This window comes from Legionella bozemanae (genome assembly GCF_900450575.1).
GTDB lineage: Bacteria > Pseudomonadota > Gammaproteobacteria > Legionellales > Legionellaceae > Legionella > Legionella bozemanae.
The window spans coordinates 3560802-3577442 of record NZ_UGGY01000001.1; the positions used below are offsets into that span (position 1 = coordinate 3560802).

Here is a 16641-nt window from a genome sequence, read left to right on the forward strand (position 1 = left end):
CTAGACTTCTATATTGATAAAATTGATTCATTCTAAAATTACTCAAATTACAAAAGAACGTGTTTCCTCATCGATGTTATATTCATCATCCGCATCACTATCTAATTGTTTATCTAAAGCCGCCCTGCTGATCGCTCCAGTTGCCAAATCAATTTGAGATATTTTCTCAGGACATGCTTTAATGGAAACAATGGGTCTCTTTAGGGTTTCTTCCAACATAAATGCGATTAAAAATCCAGGAAGCTCGATATCGTTTTGCTCTTCCTCTTCTTCTTCATTAATATAATCGGGATAGGGTCCATAAATAACAGTAATTTGAGTTGATGGACTATATAAATCTACATTGCACTCTTTTAAATACTTCGTTACATACCTGAAATCTTCATTTATAAATTCATGTATCTCCGCTACTGCTATTTGTAAATGGCTGTCTAGAACTAAGTGTTGCTCCGTATTTGTGATGATCAAGCGCGTGCAATACTCAAGAGAGCTCTCTCGAAGACTAATAGAACCGTTACAATCTTTAAATATAAAAATTCCCATTCCCTCTTGTTTAAGATGTGGCATAGCATTTCTCAAGACTAGTTGAGAATCTATTTTTAATTCAGGAGACACGGAATATCTGTCAAAAAGATTAATGCGCCAAGTTGGATTCTGCTGATGATTTGCAATGATTTGTTGAATGTACTCTGGCCATTCTTCATCACTTTGATAACCCGATTTGTCCATCGTACAAACTAGCTTTAACTTTCCACTACATTCACTTTTAATTAATGCTGATTTTCGATCAGAATGTTCATTAAAGTCGAATAGCCTTAGTTTCTTTGTTACTGTGACTATTTTCTCATCTTGGGTATTATTTCTTCTATTTAAAACACTATATTTTCGTTTCATTGAGTATGTACCAATCTCGTTAGTTTAAATATAAATTATATCATCGAATAGGAGGCAGTGAGCCCGGCATCAATAATTGGATGCACTCAAACAAATCATGTCCCCTCTTGTCCGGATCGTAACATCCATTCTGTTCTATTTGTTGAAGAGCGAATTGAACAAACTCCACACCATTCTGTGCATTTAACTCATTAGGAAAATAATTGCCGGATTTAAATAAGGATTCAAACATGCTGTCAACAATACATCAAGTTGAAAGATATCTCTTGCTTAAGATCCAACTAAAAGCAAGAAGAAGTAATTCTTATCTACCCTAAAACGAGACGATTTCCACTAAATTCAGAAAATTAAACAATAAGATAGAACACTTAGCTAACTTTTCTATAGCTTCAATGAGCACTTTAGTAAATTTACTCATTATTTGGTTTTCCGTTCTATAATGATCTTTGATATCTATGAAATTGATTATTTGTATAAGGTACATACAAATTTCTTATACTTCATGTAAGAGAGAATTATTATAAAGGGTAAAATCGTGACACCTTTTAAACGAATGAACTTAAATTTAATATTGCATTTGGATGCTCTATTAAGTGAAAAAAGTGTAAGTGCCGCAGCTGCTAAAGTGTGCATAAGTCAGCCTGCAATGAGTTCTTCTTTGAAGCAACTCAGAGAGTTATTTAAAGATCCACTGTTGATTCCTGGAAAAGGAGAATACTTTCTTTCTCCAAAAGCAAAAGAGTTACAACCACAATTAGAGCAGGTGATGTTTGGTTTAAGAAATATCTTACAACCTGGCGAACAGTTTGATCCCTTTCATTCAAAAAGATCATTTAAGATTGCTTTACCTGATTATGTTGAGCTCATCGTGTTACCTTCTTTAATGTCGGCGCTTGAAAAATTGCCTCATATTGTTATTGAAACAACAATTGAGGCAATGGCTGATAATCCTCATCTGTTTATTGATGATAAAGTAGATATTGCCATCGGAGCTATTAATGAAAATTCACTCTCAGCACAACTTAAGGCTGAAAAATTATATGAAGAAGAAATTATTTGTTTTGCAAGTAAGAATAATCCACTCATAAATAGGCCCTTATCTTTAAAAGATTATCTGGCCAGTAAACATATTGCATTTAGTTTTAATCAAGAAAGATACAGTCATTCAGCGGAATACTTACTTAAAAGAAAAAAGGTACGCAATGATATGCTTTTTGTAAAAAATATTTTACCTGCTATTTTTGCAGTAGCCAATTCCGACACCGTTATTTCCACGGCTCCAAGTTTTTTAATTAATATTTTTTCAAAGCAATTTAATTTAAAAATGCAACCCTTACCATTCAATCTGGAACCAACCCCTATTTATCTCGTGATGCACAGTAAGAGCCAATATGATGAGGGAGTGCATTGGTTATCCAAATTAGTAAGTTCGAGCATTAAAGATTTGAAGGCTTGGTAGAGTGCTTGAAAATAACTGGGCTTAATATGTAGTACTCATCTGCATTAAGTTTAGAATTAATCCGCACTAAGGAATCCCTGTCTCTCATACGCACAATAGTACCGATAAACTTAACAGTAAATTCGGCTATTGAGCCCTGATGACAAATGGGTGTTTCAAATCGATAAGCATGTCGACAGCCATCTTGACCAGTAAATACTGTAATGGTATTGAATAATCTGTCTACCAGGGACTTAGCCGAAGAATTAAAAATATAACAAACGGTCCTTTTCGTCAGAATCTCGAGCGAATCGCTAATATCATCGGTGCAAGATCCTGGGTGTCATCAGCAGCAGAGGGGCTGGTATAAGCTTTCACCCTGAGATCGTCCAAAAATCGCCAGCGCATCCCCAGAAGATTGATATTTCTGCCTTGCTCATTTCACTTTTTGAAAAACTCCGCTCCATTGTTTCTGTTTTTATACTGGAGCGCCCAGAAGCTCTTTCATCGGGCTCTGTTTCGATACTTTTCTCTAATTGTCTTGGTGCTGCAGCAACTGTTTCTTGAGCCGTTGTTGCCCACAATCTACCGGCCATATCTGGAGGATAAATTTTACCTTGGTAATAATTAATTGTGTTACATTCTGGGCGCAAAAGCATGGCTCTAAAATTCGTCGCCAAGCTGGCATTTTTGCCCGGATTATCGCAACAGTAAAGATGAATATGAGATATACGATGATTGATCACTAAAAAATCGTGGTTGAATCGCGTTGCTAGTGTTTCAATATTCAAATGGAATGTAAAGAATAATCATATTATGTGTTAACTTCTTGCATTTTTCTAACTCTCATTAAAGGAATTTATTTTGTTAAAATATGGAATTAACAATTAATAAATATCTAAAAAAATATTGAATGTTTCAGTAAAACTTTTGGAAAACCGAAGATATATATCTTGAATAAATTTTCTTTTTACGGTGCCATTCTTAATGGAGAAAAGCCCCTAAAACACATAATAACGACTTGGCAAGTATATTAGAAATAGATTGTTTATATACGTTGTATACAAAATACTGATAGTTGTTGGCAACATCGAAGAAGAGAGAATTTTGTGGTGTCTGCGGTAATGTTTTGATTGTACGCAATATTTCACGAACCATTTGTAAATGGTTCAATAATAGAAATTGTCAGCTTCGTAGCCTTAGGACTTTTTAAAATTATGGCAAGCCTATACATGCCCTTCTCAGTAAACGCTTTGGGCAACGCCGTTGAATGTTTTAAATTTTTATATTTTAAGTTTAATGAATGAAATATTAAATTTTTATGTAAAAGGTAAAAAATGAAAAAATTCAGAATAAAGCATCCAGCTGTCATCCCGTATATCCCTGCCCGCCTGCTTCGCTGCATGGGTAAAATCATTGATGAGAATATTGGGGGTATAATAAATGATGGAGATATTTTCTTTAAAGTATTGGGTACGATGCAGCCAGTATTTTTCTAAACAGGAAAAATAATAGGGAAGCTCAGTAGATACCATGTTAATTATCAAGACTCATGATTCGAGAACCTTTTCTTAATGATATTGATGACCTCTCAAAAGGTACTGGTAAAATGCGGCATGACAAATGTGGGGGCGTTGCTCCATGAAAAATATAAAATCATTATCAAAGCGAATCGCGGTTCATGAGATTTTTTTCTCGATTTAAAGGTTCGAGAGGTACGAGTAGCCATATTATGACATAAGCAATAAAAGCGGCCCCACCTGCCAGAAAAAGAACGATAAAAAAGATACGAACCCAGATGGGGTCGATGTTAAAATAATCTCCTAAACCACCACAAACACCAGCAATTCTTTTGTTATACCTTGACCGAAAAAGTCTTTTATAAGGCCGATTCGTTTTATTCATGAGTTTCTCCAAAACGCTTACCTTTTCCGAAGTCCTACAAAAAGTATAGAGTAATTAGCCCAAGAAAATGTTTTATCGCTATCTGTAGTTCCAATAGAGAGCTTGTTAACTGATTTAATTGAAAAACCGTCACACGCAGAGGACAAAAGAGAGTTTTCGTTTGATAAGTTTTTTATTATTTTATCCCCATTCCAACCTGGATTAGTTGTTAAAATTTTACTATATGTATAAATTATCCGCTTAAGGAGCAGGTTATGAAAAAACGTAAGGAAGAGAAAAAGCATCCTGAGGTCACTCATATTGAACACATTTGCGATATTACCCCCAACACTCCGCATACAGGAGAGGTTTGTGATAAAGTGAATAAACATAAAGACTCTAAACAAAAAATAAAGTCATATCCAAAAACTAAAAAAACTTAAAACTCGGGCGGAATTGATTTTTCATAATACCACTGGTCAAAAAATAACCTTATCCCAAGTTCCATAAGAAGACCGGATTTTTCCTCGCGGAATGGATAAGAAGAATAAAAGAGCGCCGCTAACGAGACTTGCAAAAATTCCCCATGCTGATGCATGATAAATAAATGGCGTAATAAACAAAGCGATAGCTAAAAATAAATTAAGTAGGCGCAAAATACGAACTGTTTCAGCTAATGCTGTTATGGTTATCGTTATAATAAGACAGCCAATGAGATGATCACTATTAGCCATTGGACCCGTTGTGTCCAAAGTAATACGCGTAAACATTAACCAGATACCGAGGAGTATGCATCCCATTAAATTCCAAGGTAAAGTTATACCTCCGCTCAACATTTCTCGTAGAATTATTTTAGGCGATTGCTCAAAAGTATCTACTTCTTTTCTAGATTGAGCTCTCTCATCACTATCACCAACAAACAAAATTCTCAATAATGGCCTGCCAGCTTTCCATCTTCGCCAAAGAAAAATACTCGTTGCAATTAATTCATCAAAGGAATAGGGAACTTGAATGAGCATGGCAACCGCAGCGATTAGACATAAAGTACACCATGTATTTAAAAGAATAGGTTGAATGACGATAAAGGTAATAGAGACGATTCCTAATGGCACAATCATAATACCAAACAAAAGCACCAACCATGGCATGGTACGCCACCGATTTGCGCCACCAATAATACCTGTTAAAATTTCTAAAATGTAAACTGCAGCACCTAGCCCTGCATCTGGAACTGGAAACGCTTTAGATATAGAAGACGTAATAATTTCTTCGGTTCCATTTTTTGCATCAGGTAAATCTCCCATAAAAAATGGTTCCCAGACATGATCAATATGACCAAGTTGATAAGCCGTCATATATCGTGAAATAAAAAAACCAATATAAGCCAAGATGATTATCGGCAATCGCTGGAACCAGCTTGAAGGTGAAAAATCCCATCCAGGAGGAATGACAGGTCCTTCTAAAGCAGCATTAGGCGCTACACCTATGTCAGGGCGAACTATTACAGAAAAACCAACAATTAGTGTGCCAATAAGAGTATCATTTAAATACGCAGCAGCAGTTGGTGCCCAAAAAACCAAAGGGGCAAATATTAACCACAGACCAATTAAAGCACAAGCCCATCGAGCTTGTGATAAACGCCAAGATAGACTTAAAGATGCAAATAAAAGAAGTACGCTCCCACTAATAATATCACTTAATGTTAGAGGATAAGAGGTATATCCTAGGGATGCTGGCGAAGTTATTAGCCATAATCCAAAACCCATATTTAAAAAATGTGCCCATAGGTTTTGTTGGTGTTGTTGGCGGAAGTTAGTCTCATAAAGGGAGCGTATTTTCTCTGGGTTATGCTTAATAGCAACCATCCAGTCTGGCTGGACTAATCTATTTTTTTTATACCAAATTTCCGGATCAGCCTTTAAAGAATCAATAATTTTAGGAAGGGTTTCTTCAATTGAATGTTTAGGTTCCCAATGAAGATGTTCTTTGGCTTTAGTAATATCTAAAGCATAATGATCTGAAGCAAGATCTATCATAAATGAACGAATAAATGGTTTTTCGCCTTGATCAAAATCATCAGGTATTAATGGTTCTGTCTGATGCTCCAGCCAGGCACCTGCTTTAGCGACAGTAGAGGGAACCTTGTAGAGAGAAGATTGTTCCCCATGAATCAATTGAGCTATTAGATTTTGTAATTTTCTGTAGCTGAGCGTTTTTGGCTCTCCTGCTAGAATAATTTCTTTTTGCGATAATTCATTACGGTAAAAAAGAGCTTTTTTGAAAAGCTCTATCAAGTCTTTCTGATGAATAAATGCTTGGCCAACATTTAAATCTCCCGCGTATAAATGACTTTTAATTTCTCGTTCATAGGTTCGAGCAATTTGGTTAGCAAGTGTGGGAACACAGGTCACGTCTTCATATAAACCTGCCAAACGAAAAATCAGGTAAGGTATTTTTCCATGATATTTTTTAATTACTTTTTCCGCTTCTAATTTGGATTTTGGATACGGCCATTTCGGCAAAAGAGGTGCATCTTCATTAATAGTTTCTCCTAAGAGACAAGGTTTATGTACGAGCATAGTGCTGGCATAGATAAATCGTTCCACCTCAAAATCTTGTAATGCCAGGAGTAAATTTTTTGTACCATTTACATTTACAGACTGATACAAAGAAGACTCTTCGCCTGTAAAATCAAAATAGGCTGCAAGATGAATCACTGCAGCAATTTTATTTCCATATTTTTCTTTAAATAACCGAAAAGATAAAGCTAAAGAGGCATCCGATGTAATATCACAGGGAATTTCACAGGCATCTTTATCTTGATCAAAACCTACAATTTTATAAGAGTTTCGTAAAGCACGAGCAAGAGCAGTCCCTATTTTGCCACTAGAGCCTGTGATAATGACAATTGGCTTATCCGCTTTCTTAGCCATATAAAAATCCTTTTTTATAGGTTTAGTTAATACTATAATCTGAATAATTCTTAATTATATAGGGGTTTTGCCCTATTATTAAAAAAGTAAATAAAAAATCTCGAATGCACACGAATGACGAGAAACGATATAATGCAGTCATTAAGATTGCAATATGGCCTAAATAATCTTCAATTAATAAAATACAGCTATTCTTGAAAAAGGAGGACCAATTTCCTTTCAAATGAAACGTAATCATTGTACTTAAAAATCAATCTCATAATGATTTTTTAGAGGAGTGATGTTGGCGAATTAATACATCAATACACGCATCTTTTTCAGTAAATGTCTTAGCATGCTTTTTAGAAGAACCAGGAAATAAATTTACTCAATAAGACTCAGAAAAATAATCATGTGTCCCTTGGGCTACGACAGCTTCTGCCTGTCGATTTAATGCATGAATATAAGCAGCAGTACGCAGGTCAACTTGATGAACTTCCAGTAACTCAAAAACGTTGTTAAATTCTCTCGATATGATGGCGCGCAAACGTCTTTGCACCTGTGCCAACGTCCAATAATAACCTGACTTATTCTGAACCCATTCAAAATAACTTACCGTAACCCCACCAGCATTAGCTAAAATATCAGGCACAACGAGAATATTTTTTTCCTTTAAAATATCATCGGCCTCTACTGTAGTAGGGCCATTAGCAACCTCAACAATGATAGGCACTTTTATCTTTGCCGCATTTTTCTTGGTTATTTGATTTTCCAGCGCCGCCAGAATTAAAATATCAACTTTTAATTCTAACAGTTCTTCATTAGTGATTTGAGTTGCTTTAACCATTTGACAAACTGAGTCCTCACAGTAGACGGCTTGGACCTGTTCAAATTTGTTTTTGGCATAAATAATACTTGGAATATTAAAGCCTTGTGCTCGATATATACCACCTCTAGAGTCACTAACTGCTACAATCTTATAACCATCTTGATACAACAATTGCGCTAAAGGTTGTGCTGCATTGCCAAAACCCTGAATGGCCACGCGCATTTTTTGGGGATGCCATTTTTTTATTTTTTCCAGTTCTTTAATACAATAATAAGCGCCTAAGCCTGTAGCATTTTCCCGGCCCTGGCTTCCACCCAACGGTAAAGGTTTCCCTGTAATTACAGCCGGTGTTGCTTGACGGACAATTTTAGAGTATTCGTCCATCATCCATCCCATAATCATAGCATTTGTATACATATCAGGCGCAGGGATGTCTAAATCAGGTCCAATAAAATCTGCTATGGACGTAATGTAACTTCGGCTTAATCGTTCTAATTCAAGACGTGATAATTGTTTCGGATTAACAATAACACCACCTTTTGCACCACCAAAAGGTATGCCAACTACAGCACACTTAATGGTCATCCAGAAAGCTAAGGCTTTTATTTCAGAAAGACTCACTTCAGGATGAAAGCGAATCCCCCCTTTAGTGGGGCCACGTATAGAATTATGATGGACACGATACCCGGTAAATATTTTTAATTGCCCATCGTCCATTCGTACTGGTATCGCCACCTCAAGGCATGCTTTCGCATGTTTTAATTTTTCAACTGCTTCTGGGTCAAGCGAAGCGAGAATAGATGCGTTATCGAGCCTGAGTAAAGCTTCTTTATATAAATTGTCATCCATAACAATATCCTTAAAAACATCCTCTTATTACTTACAAATATAATCATGTCCTTTCTACTATAGCTGCTTTTTAAAATGGATCCATGTTAGTAAAAAATAAATGTTTTTAATTCGTTTATTAAATATGAGTCAACAGAACTGTACTATAATTTTGCTAATAAATTTTTTTCTAGAGAAGCAATCTGGATAATGGATGCTCATTTCCAATCTAAATGGGACATAGAATTATATTTTTCATGAAAGAATTAAGGGATAAAAAATGATAAAGGGAATTTTTTCTAATTTAAAATATGACTTTCAAGCTTCAATAGTGGTATTTTTAGTCGCCCTACCTTTGTGCCTCGGTATTGCCCTGGCATCAGAAGCACCTTTATTTTCGGGGATTATTGCTGGAATAGTGGGAGGGGCCGTTGTTGGATTTCTTAGCGGCTCAGCCTTGGGAGTCAGTGGCCCAGCTGCGGGCCTTGTAGCGATAGTTCTCGCTGCTCAACAATCCTTAGGTTCTTGGAAAACATTTTTATTGGCCGGGTTTATCGCAGGAATCTTTCAAATTGTAGCGGGGTTTCTACGTGGTGGAATTATTGCTTATTATTTTCCTTCATCAGTAATTAAGGGCATGTTGGGCGGTATTGGGATTATCATTATTTTAAAGCAGATTCCTCATTTAATTGGATATGATGTTTCCCCTATTTTAACCGATTTAACCGATGGCCGGCTCGAATTTTTTTATATTAACAAAGCGATGGAGAACATTAACTCTGGAGTAGTCATCATTAGCATAATTTCACTTGTAATCATGATATCATGGCAATATTTAATTAATAAAGGATACAAACTATTTGAAATTTTACAAGCTCCTTTAGTGGTCGTTTTGTGCGGATTTATTCTGTCTTTGCTTTATAAAACCGGAGGGCTTCCTTTTCATTTAGAGTCATCACAGCTCGTACAAATTCCTGAATTTAAAAGTATTACTGATTTGACTCAAGTAATAACTTTACCCAATTTTAATCAACTGGGTAACATGGAAGTATACCAAGTGGCAGCCATTATTGCTTTAGTCGCAAGCCTGGAAACTTTATTGTGTGTTGAAGCCACTGATAAGCTAGACCCTTATAAACGAATTACATCCACAGACCGAGAATTAAAAGCTCAAGGGGTAGGTAATATGCTTTCTAGTTTGATTGGTGGATTACCTATCACCCAGGTCATCATACGCAGTTCCACAAATATTACCTTTGGCGCTAAAACTAAATTATCCGCGATTTTGCATGGAGTATTGCTTTTGGTTTGTGTGCTCACTATCCCCATGATATTAAATCAAATTCCACTTGCATCATTAGCTGCAATTTTAGTTATGATTGGCTATAAATTAGCTAGTCCATCTGTATTTAAAGAAATGTATCAAATGGGATGGGAGCAATTTCTACCATTTATCGTTACTGTGGTTGGAATTGTAGTGAATGATTTACTTTTTGGTATCAGTGTTGGCTTTACCGTAGCTATTTTCATTATTTTACGCCACCACTATTTAAACGCCCATGACACCAGTATTGTTATGAAAAAAGGTATGGTTTTTCACATGGAATTGGCTGAAGAAGTATCTTTTTTAAATAAGGGCAGCTTTATCCATCAATTTCGCAAAATCCCACCTAAATCCACTGTAATCATTGACAGCAGCGGCTCAAAATATATTGATAATGATGTGCGAGAGGTTATTAACAATTTCTCAGAGAGTGCTAAAACAAAAGACATTACCGTTGAAATGCGAGGAATCCAGCTTCAAAGATAAAAATAACTTTATCGATACCAGTAAGCAATGTCTTGCTGTGCTTTAGGATGTAATCCATAGTTACGAGTTCTTGCACAAAAATTAAACTCATAATAAGTAGAGAAATATTCTGACTCCAAAGTAGCTCTAAAGAAAAGTTAAGCATTGAAAATTTCATTAATTTTAAGGGATTATAATATATATTGATAATCTGTGTGTTTCTCGGTACCTAGCGAAGAGCAAAATGATAATGGGATAAATTTTAATAAATTATTTAGAGTAATAAAATTATGAATTCAGAAGCAAATAATGTGTTTCGAATACTTCCTAAGGCTTTTTTACTATTCATTATTTTGACTCTCACCCTGTCAACACTGGGTATTTTGTTGGGTTTTAAGCTAGGTTTTAGTTCTTTTTATCAAGATGTTAGCATTTACCATGCCTTATTTTATTGGTCATTAGGAGTCATTGCTTTAGTTCTTGTTTTACTTGGCTTTTCTTACTACAAACTCACTAAAGATAAAATCGCTTTTTGTATTAGTGTTTCCTATTTAATTGGAGTTGTTTTTTATTTTACGGCTTGCTTAGTAAATAATTGGTTTACTCCTTTGAATTATAACTTGAAAAATTTTCATGGGTTTGTTTGGTTAGGATCAAATACATTCATAAGCTTTTTATTAGTAGTGACTCTTGGCATGTGTTTAATAAAATCGTTAACGCGTAATTACTTTATTTTTAGTGTTCTTTTAATATTAAGTTGCATCATTTTTGGCACAGAAGGTTTTTTAATATCATGGTCTTCATATCCGAATTACATGCCACGATTTTTTTATCCTAATGAATTTATTACCCATCCATTTGGTTTAATTAACTTGGCATTAAATCTATATTTAGCTTTTATCACTTGTTATCAGCTTGATCCCAAGAAGTGGGGTGTCTTGCTCAACGCTGTCAAATATAGCGCATTTGCTCAGATTTTAATGTCAATTTATATGGTTTTTGGCTCAAGCAAGCTTCTGGATACCGCTTATTTAGTTGCATCGTTACTTCAACTTTGCAGTTTTATCATTCCGGTTATTGGCTTAATTCAAAGTTTTCAAGAAAAATTTTTCTTGGCTTTTAAGGCACAGGAGAATTTGCAGCAGCAAAAAGATAAATTTGAAAAGTTATCTACTATTGATTCGCTTACCTTGTTAATGAATAAAGCGGCTTTTGAGGCTACCATGGCTGCATTAATTTCTAATTACCAAAGGTATGGACGTCGATTCACTTTAATATATTTAGACCTAGATAATTTTAAATTTGTTAATGATTCATTAGGTCATGAAGTAGGTGATAAATTATTGCAAGAAGTAGCTTCTCGATTAAAAAAATCCATCCGTATTGGTGATTATTGTGCCAGGTTGGGTGGAGATGAATTTGCTATTATATTTCCTGAGTTATTCGAACCTTATAAAATTCAATCCATTGCAGAAAATTTAATAAATGTATTCAATGCTCCTTTTGAAATTCATGAACATATATTGTCCATTACCGCAAGTTTTGGAATCGCGATCTATCCTGATTCAGGAGTTACCTATCAAGATATGCTCAAAAATGCAGATACTTCCATGTATGAGGCTAAAAAATCGGGAAAAAACACCTATGTTTTTTATTCACCAATTTTATCAAAATCGCAATTAGAGGAGTTGGAAATTGGAAAACATTTACGTGATGCCATAAAAAATAATGAACTTAGTTTGCATTATTTACCTATTTATTGTTTAACTACTCGAAAATTAATGGGTGCGGAGCTTTTGTTACGATGGAATAGTCAAAATCTTGGTAAGATGGGGGCCTATGAATTTTTTAGAATTGCGGAAAAAACGGGTTTAATGATTCCAATTGGTGAATGGATACTTGAAACCGCATGCTTTCAAATTAAGCATTGGAATGAAAAATACAATAAAAAATTGCAGTTTTTTATCAACATATCCTCTATTGAATTCGCAAATAATAATTTTATTAATCACATTGAAAGCTTAATTTTCAAATCAAAAGTGGACAATATCACGCTTGAGCTAACTGAAAAATCACTTTTAGAAAACAGAGTTAAGATTGAAAAAAATCTGCTTACCCTAACCCGATTAGGAGTAAAGCTGGCTTTAGATAACTTTGGAACAGGTTATTCTTCTTTTATTTTGCTCAAAACATTACCCATTGATACCTTAAAAATCGACAATACCTTTATTAAAAATGTTGAAAAAAATATCGATTTAACGATTCTCAGAACAATTATTAAGTTGGCTCATCTTTTAAATCTTAAAGTTGTTGCTAAAGGTCTTGAAACTGAGCAACAGTTGAAAACTCTAATTGAAGAAAAATGTGATTTTGGTCAGGGATATTTATTTTCAAGAGCAGTAAATAAATATGACTTTGAATGTATGGCTTATAAATCAACGCTTACTTGAATGCAGCTGATAAGAGATTTATTTTTCACCACTGTAGAGCAAAGAACAAAAGGTTTGAACAAATGAATCAAAAAGTGCAGGTTCTCCTGATTTTTTCTATGACTTGATTCTTTTTTAATAATCTCAATTTTATTAATTCGGTATGTTTATTTTGAGTAGTCATAGCGACTGAAAATTAAATTTCACGTTTAATCAGATAGATATTTTTCATGGAATGCGGTTATTATGAAAATAAGACACTGCATATAGAAAGTCTAAGGTAATGAAATATGGAAAATTGCAAATAGGAGCGCTACGTAATCATTATCAGTCTTCTGGCAAAAAAACTTCAATTAAACGAACTGCCAATAAATTTTCGATAAACTAAATCATTACATTACGAATCAGTACTGCTAAGAAAAACATAAATGGTTCACTTAACCTATACGAAATTAAGAGATTAACCCGTAAAGCAATTTACTTTTTCTAAATCTGGAGAAAAATCAATGTCAGAGAAGAACAATAACTCGAACAAACCAAAAAAAATTTTCCCTCTTGCAGCAGTAATTTTTCTTTTAAATAACAATGCAATTCACAGTGCTACACAACTTGGTCGAGGAATTTATTACGATGAGCAACACATTGCAAAATTAGCGCAAAAATATCCGGGACGTGTTTCAAAAGACGCTGGCTATCCCCTCATAAACAACTATTCAACGCTAAAATCAGTATTTCAAGGGAGCCAGTTTGGTCTGGGTAATAAACCCATAACAACGGGTTTATGGTGGACACCTTTGCTGGCCGTGGATAAGGCGCCAGGACAAATACAGGATGGTGACTATCTGAATCCCTTATTGTTAATTCCAAACCCGCTTACTGTGCGTTTAACAGAAAGGGGTATTTCTTTAGGAGTTCCCTTGCAAAACGCTAAAGTTGACAATGTGCATGTTGACCGTGGATATGATAATACGCTCGACGTAACTGTTACCACAGGAGATTTGATGGGTACGGCACCTTTGGTTGCTGATTATTCTGATTGGATGGTGACGGCAGCGTGGGCCCGTAATAATTCTCCTCTTCTTACTGCCAGTGTGGTAGAAGGTTCCCCTTTCGTTTTTATTGAAAAGAAAAGCAATCAAACAATTTCTTATCTACAGTTTAATAATTCACAAGATGTAAAACTATTAAGCCAAGAAAAAGGCATCAGTGTGTTTAAAACAAAAAATGCTTCCGATTCGGGCTATCGCTACTATGCTTATTTCTCTAATCCTGATGCCTCAATTACTCCTTGGAAAACTAATTCTGGTTCTGTAATCGTCCCAGTCAACCAGGGAGGAAGTGGAAACATTATTCCAAGTACCTCCATTAATACCACGGAAACAAATCGCTATTTTTCGTTGGCTGCTATTCCTGCTTCTTCTGACTTATCAGCAGTTGCGGTGGCCAATCAATTCAAGCCCTACGCGTATACGTTTATCAAAAATACATCCATCACGTATGAGTATGATAAAAATAACGCTGAAGTGATTACGCATTTTAATTTTGACACTCAAACAGTCTATTCGAATGCATCATTGAAGAAACAACCGCTGGTTATGCTTTATCCTTGGCAAATTAAAAACATGAATAGCACCGAAAAAGCCGGCTGTTTATTCCAAGATGATTGTGCCAGTGACAGTGGAACCATTCAGACATTAAAAGGCACTATGCATGCTTATGTGGTTCCTCAAGGAGTAGGCGGAACACCTTCTTTTTCTACTGAAGTAGCCTTTCATGGTGTGTTACCTGCTTTACCTAATCGTCTCAGCCAGGCTGATTTGGATAAAATGGCAAGTTATTCATTTGCATTACCTCCAGATCCTCATTTAGACGCTAAAAATCCTTGGACTGATACTTACGCAACAGGAAAATTATTAAGCAGGGAGGCTCAACTCATAAAAATAGCCAATGTTTTAATGGGATCTACCCCCAATCCTCAATATAAAAAAATTCGGGATGACTTATTAACTAATCTAAAGAAACAGGTTACAAGTTTTCTAACTGGCTTAAATTATACGGACCCTTGCCCCGATGGTGCTTCCGATTGTCCGCGACCTGAAGGAAGCTGGTTTTATTCGTATAATAGCAAATGGTATACGATGATGGGATTTCCAAGTGGTTTCTTTACAGCAACTACCCTAACGGATCATCCTTTCCACTGGGGTTATTTAATTGACAGTGCTGCAACTATTGCGCAATTTGATAAAACATGGGCGCAAGAATATGGGGCTATGATTAACTTGCTCATTCGAGATATTTGCAATTACAAATATCAAGAAGAGGGAGGAGAGGCGACCAGATTCCCACATTTTAGAAGTTTTGATCCCTATGCTGGTATCTCCTCTGCTTTAGGCATGCCTTATAGCTTCGATAATGTGAATGAGGAAGACAGTGCTGAATTTATGAATTTAGCTCAAGCTATTATTCTATGGGGTTTAAATACCGAAGGAGTTACTTTCGATGGAGATAATACTTCTTCTCACGCTCTCGTAGAAACAGGTTTGTATCTTTATACTACAGAAGAACAAGGGCTGAATCATTATCATTTTAATCAAAATCCTAATGCCGGTGTTTTTCCCATGGGATGGTCAAATAGTACGACTGGACAAAACTATTTATTGGTCGGAAATGTTTGGGGAGGTAAGCTTGATAGATCAACTTATTTCTGTGCGAGTCAACCTTGTTATTATCAAAACCTTGCATCCAATACGTTACCCATAAGTGCGGGATCTTTCTATCTTGGTTATGAGCCAGACTTTGTTACTAAAGTGTATAACGAGGATGCTAAAAATCCATGTTCCGGCGACGCAGCAAACTCTGCTTATTGCGGCACGCTATTGAAATACTTAGCCTTAGGTGATCCAGTCAAGGCATCGCAATACTATACCCGTTATTTCGATGAGCAAGCTAAAACGCCGGATCCTGGCGAATCCAAGCCAAGTATTTATTATTGGATTCAAAATTTAAAAGCGCTAGGATCTTTAAATAAATCGCTTAGGGCAGATACACCTGCTTACGCTGTTTTTGGTACCGGGGATAAAACCTATGTGGCAGCATATAATAATGAAGCGTCAGCGAAACAAGTTAGTTTTTACCACGAAGGTCATTTAGTTTGTCGCTTGGAGAACATACAACCAGGAGAAATTAAAGGAAGTATTTGTGGCAAAGAGGATCCTCAACCTCCTGAGACTCAGTTTTCCTATATGATCTACGTTGGTTACCCTTTTAAACCGGTATTAATCAATCATAGTATTACTTGTCCTGATCCAGTCACGAAACACCCTGCCTGTTTAGTTAAAAATATCGCGGGGTCTTCTGTGATGACCATTGCTGGTAGTAACAGCAACCTTTGTACTTTAGCAATCAGTGAGGATGGGGTAGTCACTACAATAAATGACAGATCACAGGGTTGTTACATTAACTCAACCCCTGCAACACCGGATAAAGCTGGGAACATTAATCTTCCTGGTGGTTTTTAATCGATTGAGATAATGTATTTTTGTAGCTGTCTATAAATTTATCATATATCTCAGATCGAGGTTTTGTCTGTGGTTTTTCATCCGTTGCTCCGTATACAGAAGGGCATCACTAATTTGGGT

General features: G+C 35.6%; 12 protein-coding genes. 5 read left to right on the plus strand and 7 right to left on the minus strand.

Going from position 1 to position 16641, the window contains the following annotated elements; genetic code table 11:
• Nucleotides 1-42 precede the first annotated feature (42 nt).
• Both DY223_RS15750 and DY223_RS15755 read right to left on the minus strand, forming a co-directional pair.
• Nucleotides 43-894, minus strand: a complete 852-nt coding sequence (locus DY223_RS15750; RefSeq protein ID WP_058458436.1) for a hypothetical protein — start codon at nucleotides 892-894, stop codon at nucleotides 43-45.
• 40 nt (nucleotides 895-934) lie between these two features.
• Nucleotides 935-1126 (minus strand): hypothetical protein, encoded by a 192-nt coding sequence (locus DY223_RS15755; protein WP_058458435.1) that lies wholly within the window; start codon nucleotides 1124-1126, stop codon nucleotides 935-937.
• A gap of 300 nt (nucleotides 1127-1426) precedes the next feature.
• Between DY223_RS15755 and lelA the strand changes: the two genes are divergently transcribed.
• A complete protein-coding gene (lelA, locus tag DY223_RS15760; protein WP_115684336.1) occupies nucleotides 1427-2353 on the plus strand; it encodes a LysR family transcriptional regulator LelA in 927 nt (308 codons plus the stop codon).
• A gap of 353 nt (nucleotides 2354-2706) precedes the next feature.
• On the opposite strand, the gene DY223_RS15765 is transcribed toward lelA, so the two are convergent.
• From DY223_RS15765 to DY223_RS15775, 3 genes are all read right to left on the minus strand, one after another.
• Entirely contained in the window at nucleotides 2707-3123 is a 417-nt protein-coding gene (locus DY223_RS15765) for a hypothetical protein (RefSeq protein ID WP_160116292.1), read from the minus strand.
• A 528-nt stretch (nucleotides 3124-3651) separates the two neighbouring features.
• Complete coding sequence (locus DY223_RS19145) at nucleotides 3652-3867, minus strand: hypothetical protein (protein ID WP_058458433.1); 216 nt, start codon at nucleotides 3865-3867, stop codon at nucleotides 3652-3654.
• 127 nt (nucleotides 3868-3994) lie between these two features.
• The gene (locus tag DY223_RS15775; protein ID WP_058458432.1) at nucleotides 3995-4237 is read right to left on the minus strand and encodes a PspC domain-containing protein; all 243 of its coding nucleotides are present in this window, start codon (nucleotides 4235-4237) and stop codon (nucleotides 3995-3997) included.
• 254 nt (nucleotides 4238-4491) lie between these two features.
• Between DY223_RS15775 and DY223_RS19150 the strand changes: the two genes are divergently transcribed.
• The gene (locus DY223_RS19150) at nucleotides 4492-4659 is read left to right on the plus strand and encodes a hypothetical protein (RefSeq protein ID WP_154669234.1); all 168 of its coding nucleotides are present in this window, start codon (nucleotides 4492-4494) and stop codon (nucleotides 4657-4659) included.
• A gap of 36 nt (nucleotides 4660-4695) precedes the next feature.
• On the opposite strand, the gene DY223_RS15780 is transcribed toward DY223_RS19150, so the two are convergent.
• Nucleotides 4696-7149, minus strand: coding sequence for a vitamin K epoxide reductase family protein (locus DY223_RS15780; RefSeq protein WP_058458431.1), 2454 nt, complete (start codon nucleotides 7147-7149; stop codon nucleotides 4696-4698).
• A 367-nt stretch (nucleotides 7150-7516) separates the two neighbouring features.
• Entirely contained in the window at nucleotides 7517-8806 is a 1290-nt protein-coding gene (locus tag DY223_RS15790; RefSeq protein ID WP_058458430.1) for a Glu/Leu/Phe/Val family dehydrogenase, read from the minus strand.
• Nucleotides 8807-9065: 259 nt separating this feature from the next.
• Here DY223_RS15790 and DY223_RS15795 point away from each other — a divergent pair, with 259 nt between their 5' ends.
• From DY223_RS15795 to DY223_RS15805, 3 genes are all read left to right on the plus strand, one after another.
• Nucleotides 9066-10595, plus strand: a complete 1530-nt coding sequence (locus DY223_RS15795; RefSeq protein WP_058458429.1) for a SulP family inorganic anion transporter — start codon at nucleotides 9066-9068, stop codon at nucleotides 10593-10595.
• A gap of 269 nt (nucleotides 10596-10864) precedes the next feature.
• On the plus strand, nucleotides 10865-13024 hold the full coding sequence (locus DY223_RS15800; protein ID WP_058458428.1) for a putative bifunctional diguanylate cyclase/phosphodiesterase: 2160 nt from the start codon (nucleotides 10865-10867) through the stop codon (nucleotides 13022-13024).
• A gap of 485 nt (nucleotides 13025-13509) precedes the next feature.
• Nucleotides 13510-16521: a glycosyl hydrolase gene (locus DY223_RS15805; RefSeq protein WP_058458427.1), complete on the plus strand. Its 3012-nt coding sequence runs from the start codon at nucleotides 13510-13512 to the stop codon at nucleotides 16519-16521.
• Nucleotides 16522-16641: the final 120 nt, after the last annotated feature.

Excerpts from the sequence above, each read along its gene's own strand:
- DY223_RS15750 (WP_058458436.1), bottom strand. The coding sequence starts at position 894 with ATGAAACGAAAATATAGTGTTTTAAATAGAAGAAATAATACCCAAGAT.
- DY223_RS15755 (WP_058458435.1), bottom strand. The coding sequence starts at position 1,126 with ATGTTTGAATCCTTATTTAAATCCGGCAATTATTTTCCTAATGAGTTA.
- DY223_RS15775 (WP_058458432.1), bottom strand. The coding sequence starts at position 4,237 with ATGAATAAAACGAATCGGCCTTATAAAAGACTTTTTCGGTCAAGGTAT.
- DY223_RS15790 (WP_058458430.1), bottom strand. The coding sequence starts at position 8,806 with ATGGATGACAATTTATATAAAGAAGCTTTACTCAGGCTCGATAACGCA.
- DY223_RS15780 (WP_058458431.1), bottom strand. The coding sequence starts at position 7,149 with ATGGCTAAGAAAGCGGATAAGCCAATTGTCATTATCACAGGCTCTAGT.
- DY223_RS15800 (WP_058458428.1), top strand. The coding sequence starts at position 10,865 with ATGAATTCAGAAGCAAATAATGTGTTTCGAATACTTCCTAAGGCTTTT.
- DY223_RS19150 (WP_154669234.1), top strand. The coding sequence starts at position 4,492 with ATGAAAAAACGTAAGGAAGAGAAAAAGCATCCTGAGGTCACTCATATT.
- DY223_RS15805 (WP_058458427.1), top strand. The coding sequence starts at position 13,510 with ATGTCAGAGAAGAACAATAACTCGAACAAACCAAAAAAAATTTTCCCT.
- DY223_RS19145 (WP_058458433.1), bottom strand. The coding sequence starts at position 3,867 with ATGGTATCTACTGAGCTTCCCTATTATTTTTCCTGTTTAGAAAAATAC.
- DY223_RS15795 (WP_058458429.1), top strand. The coding sequence starts at position 9,066 with ATGATAAAGGGAATTTTTTCTAATTTAAAATATGACTTTCAAGCTTCA.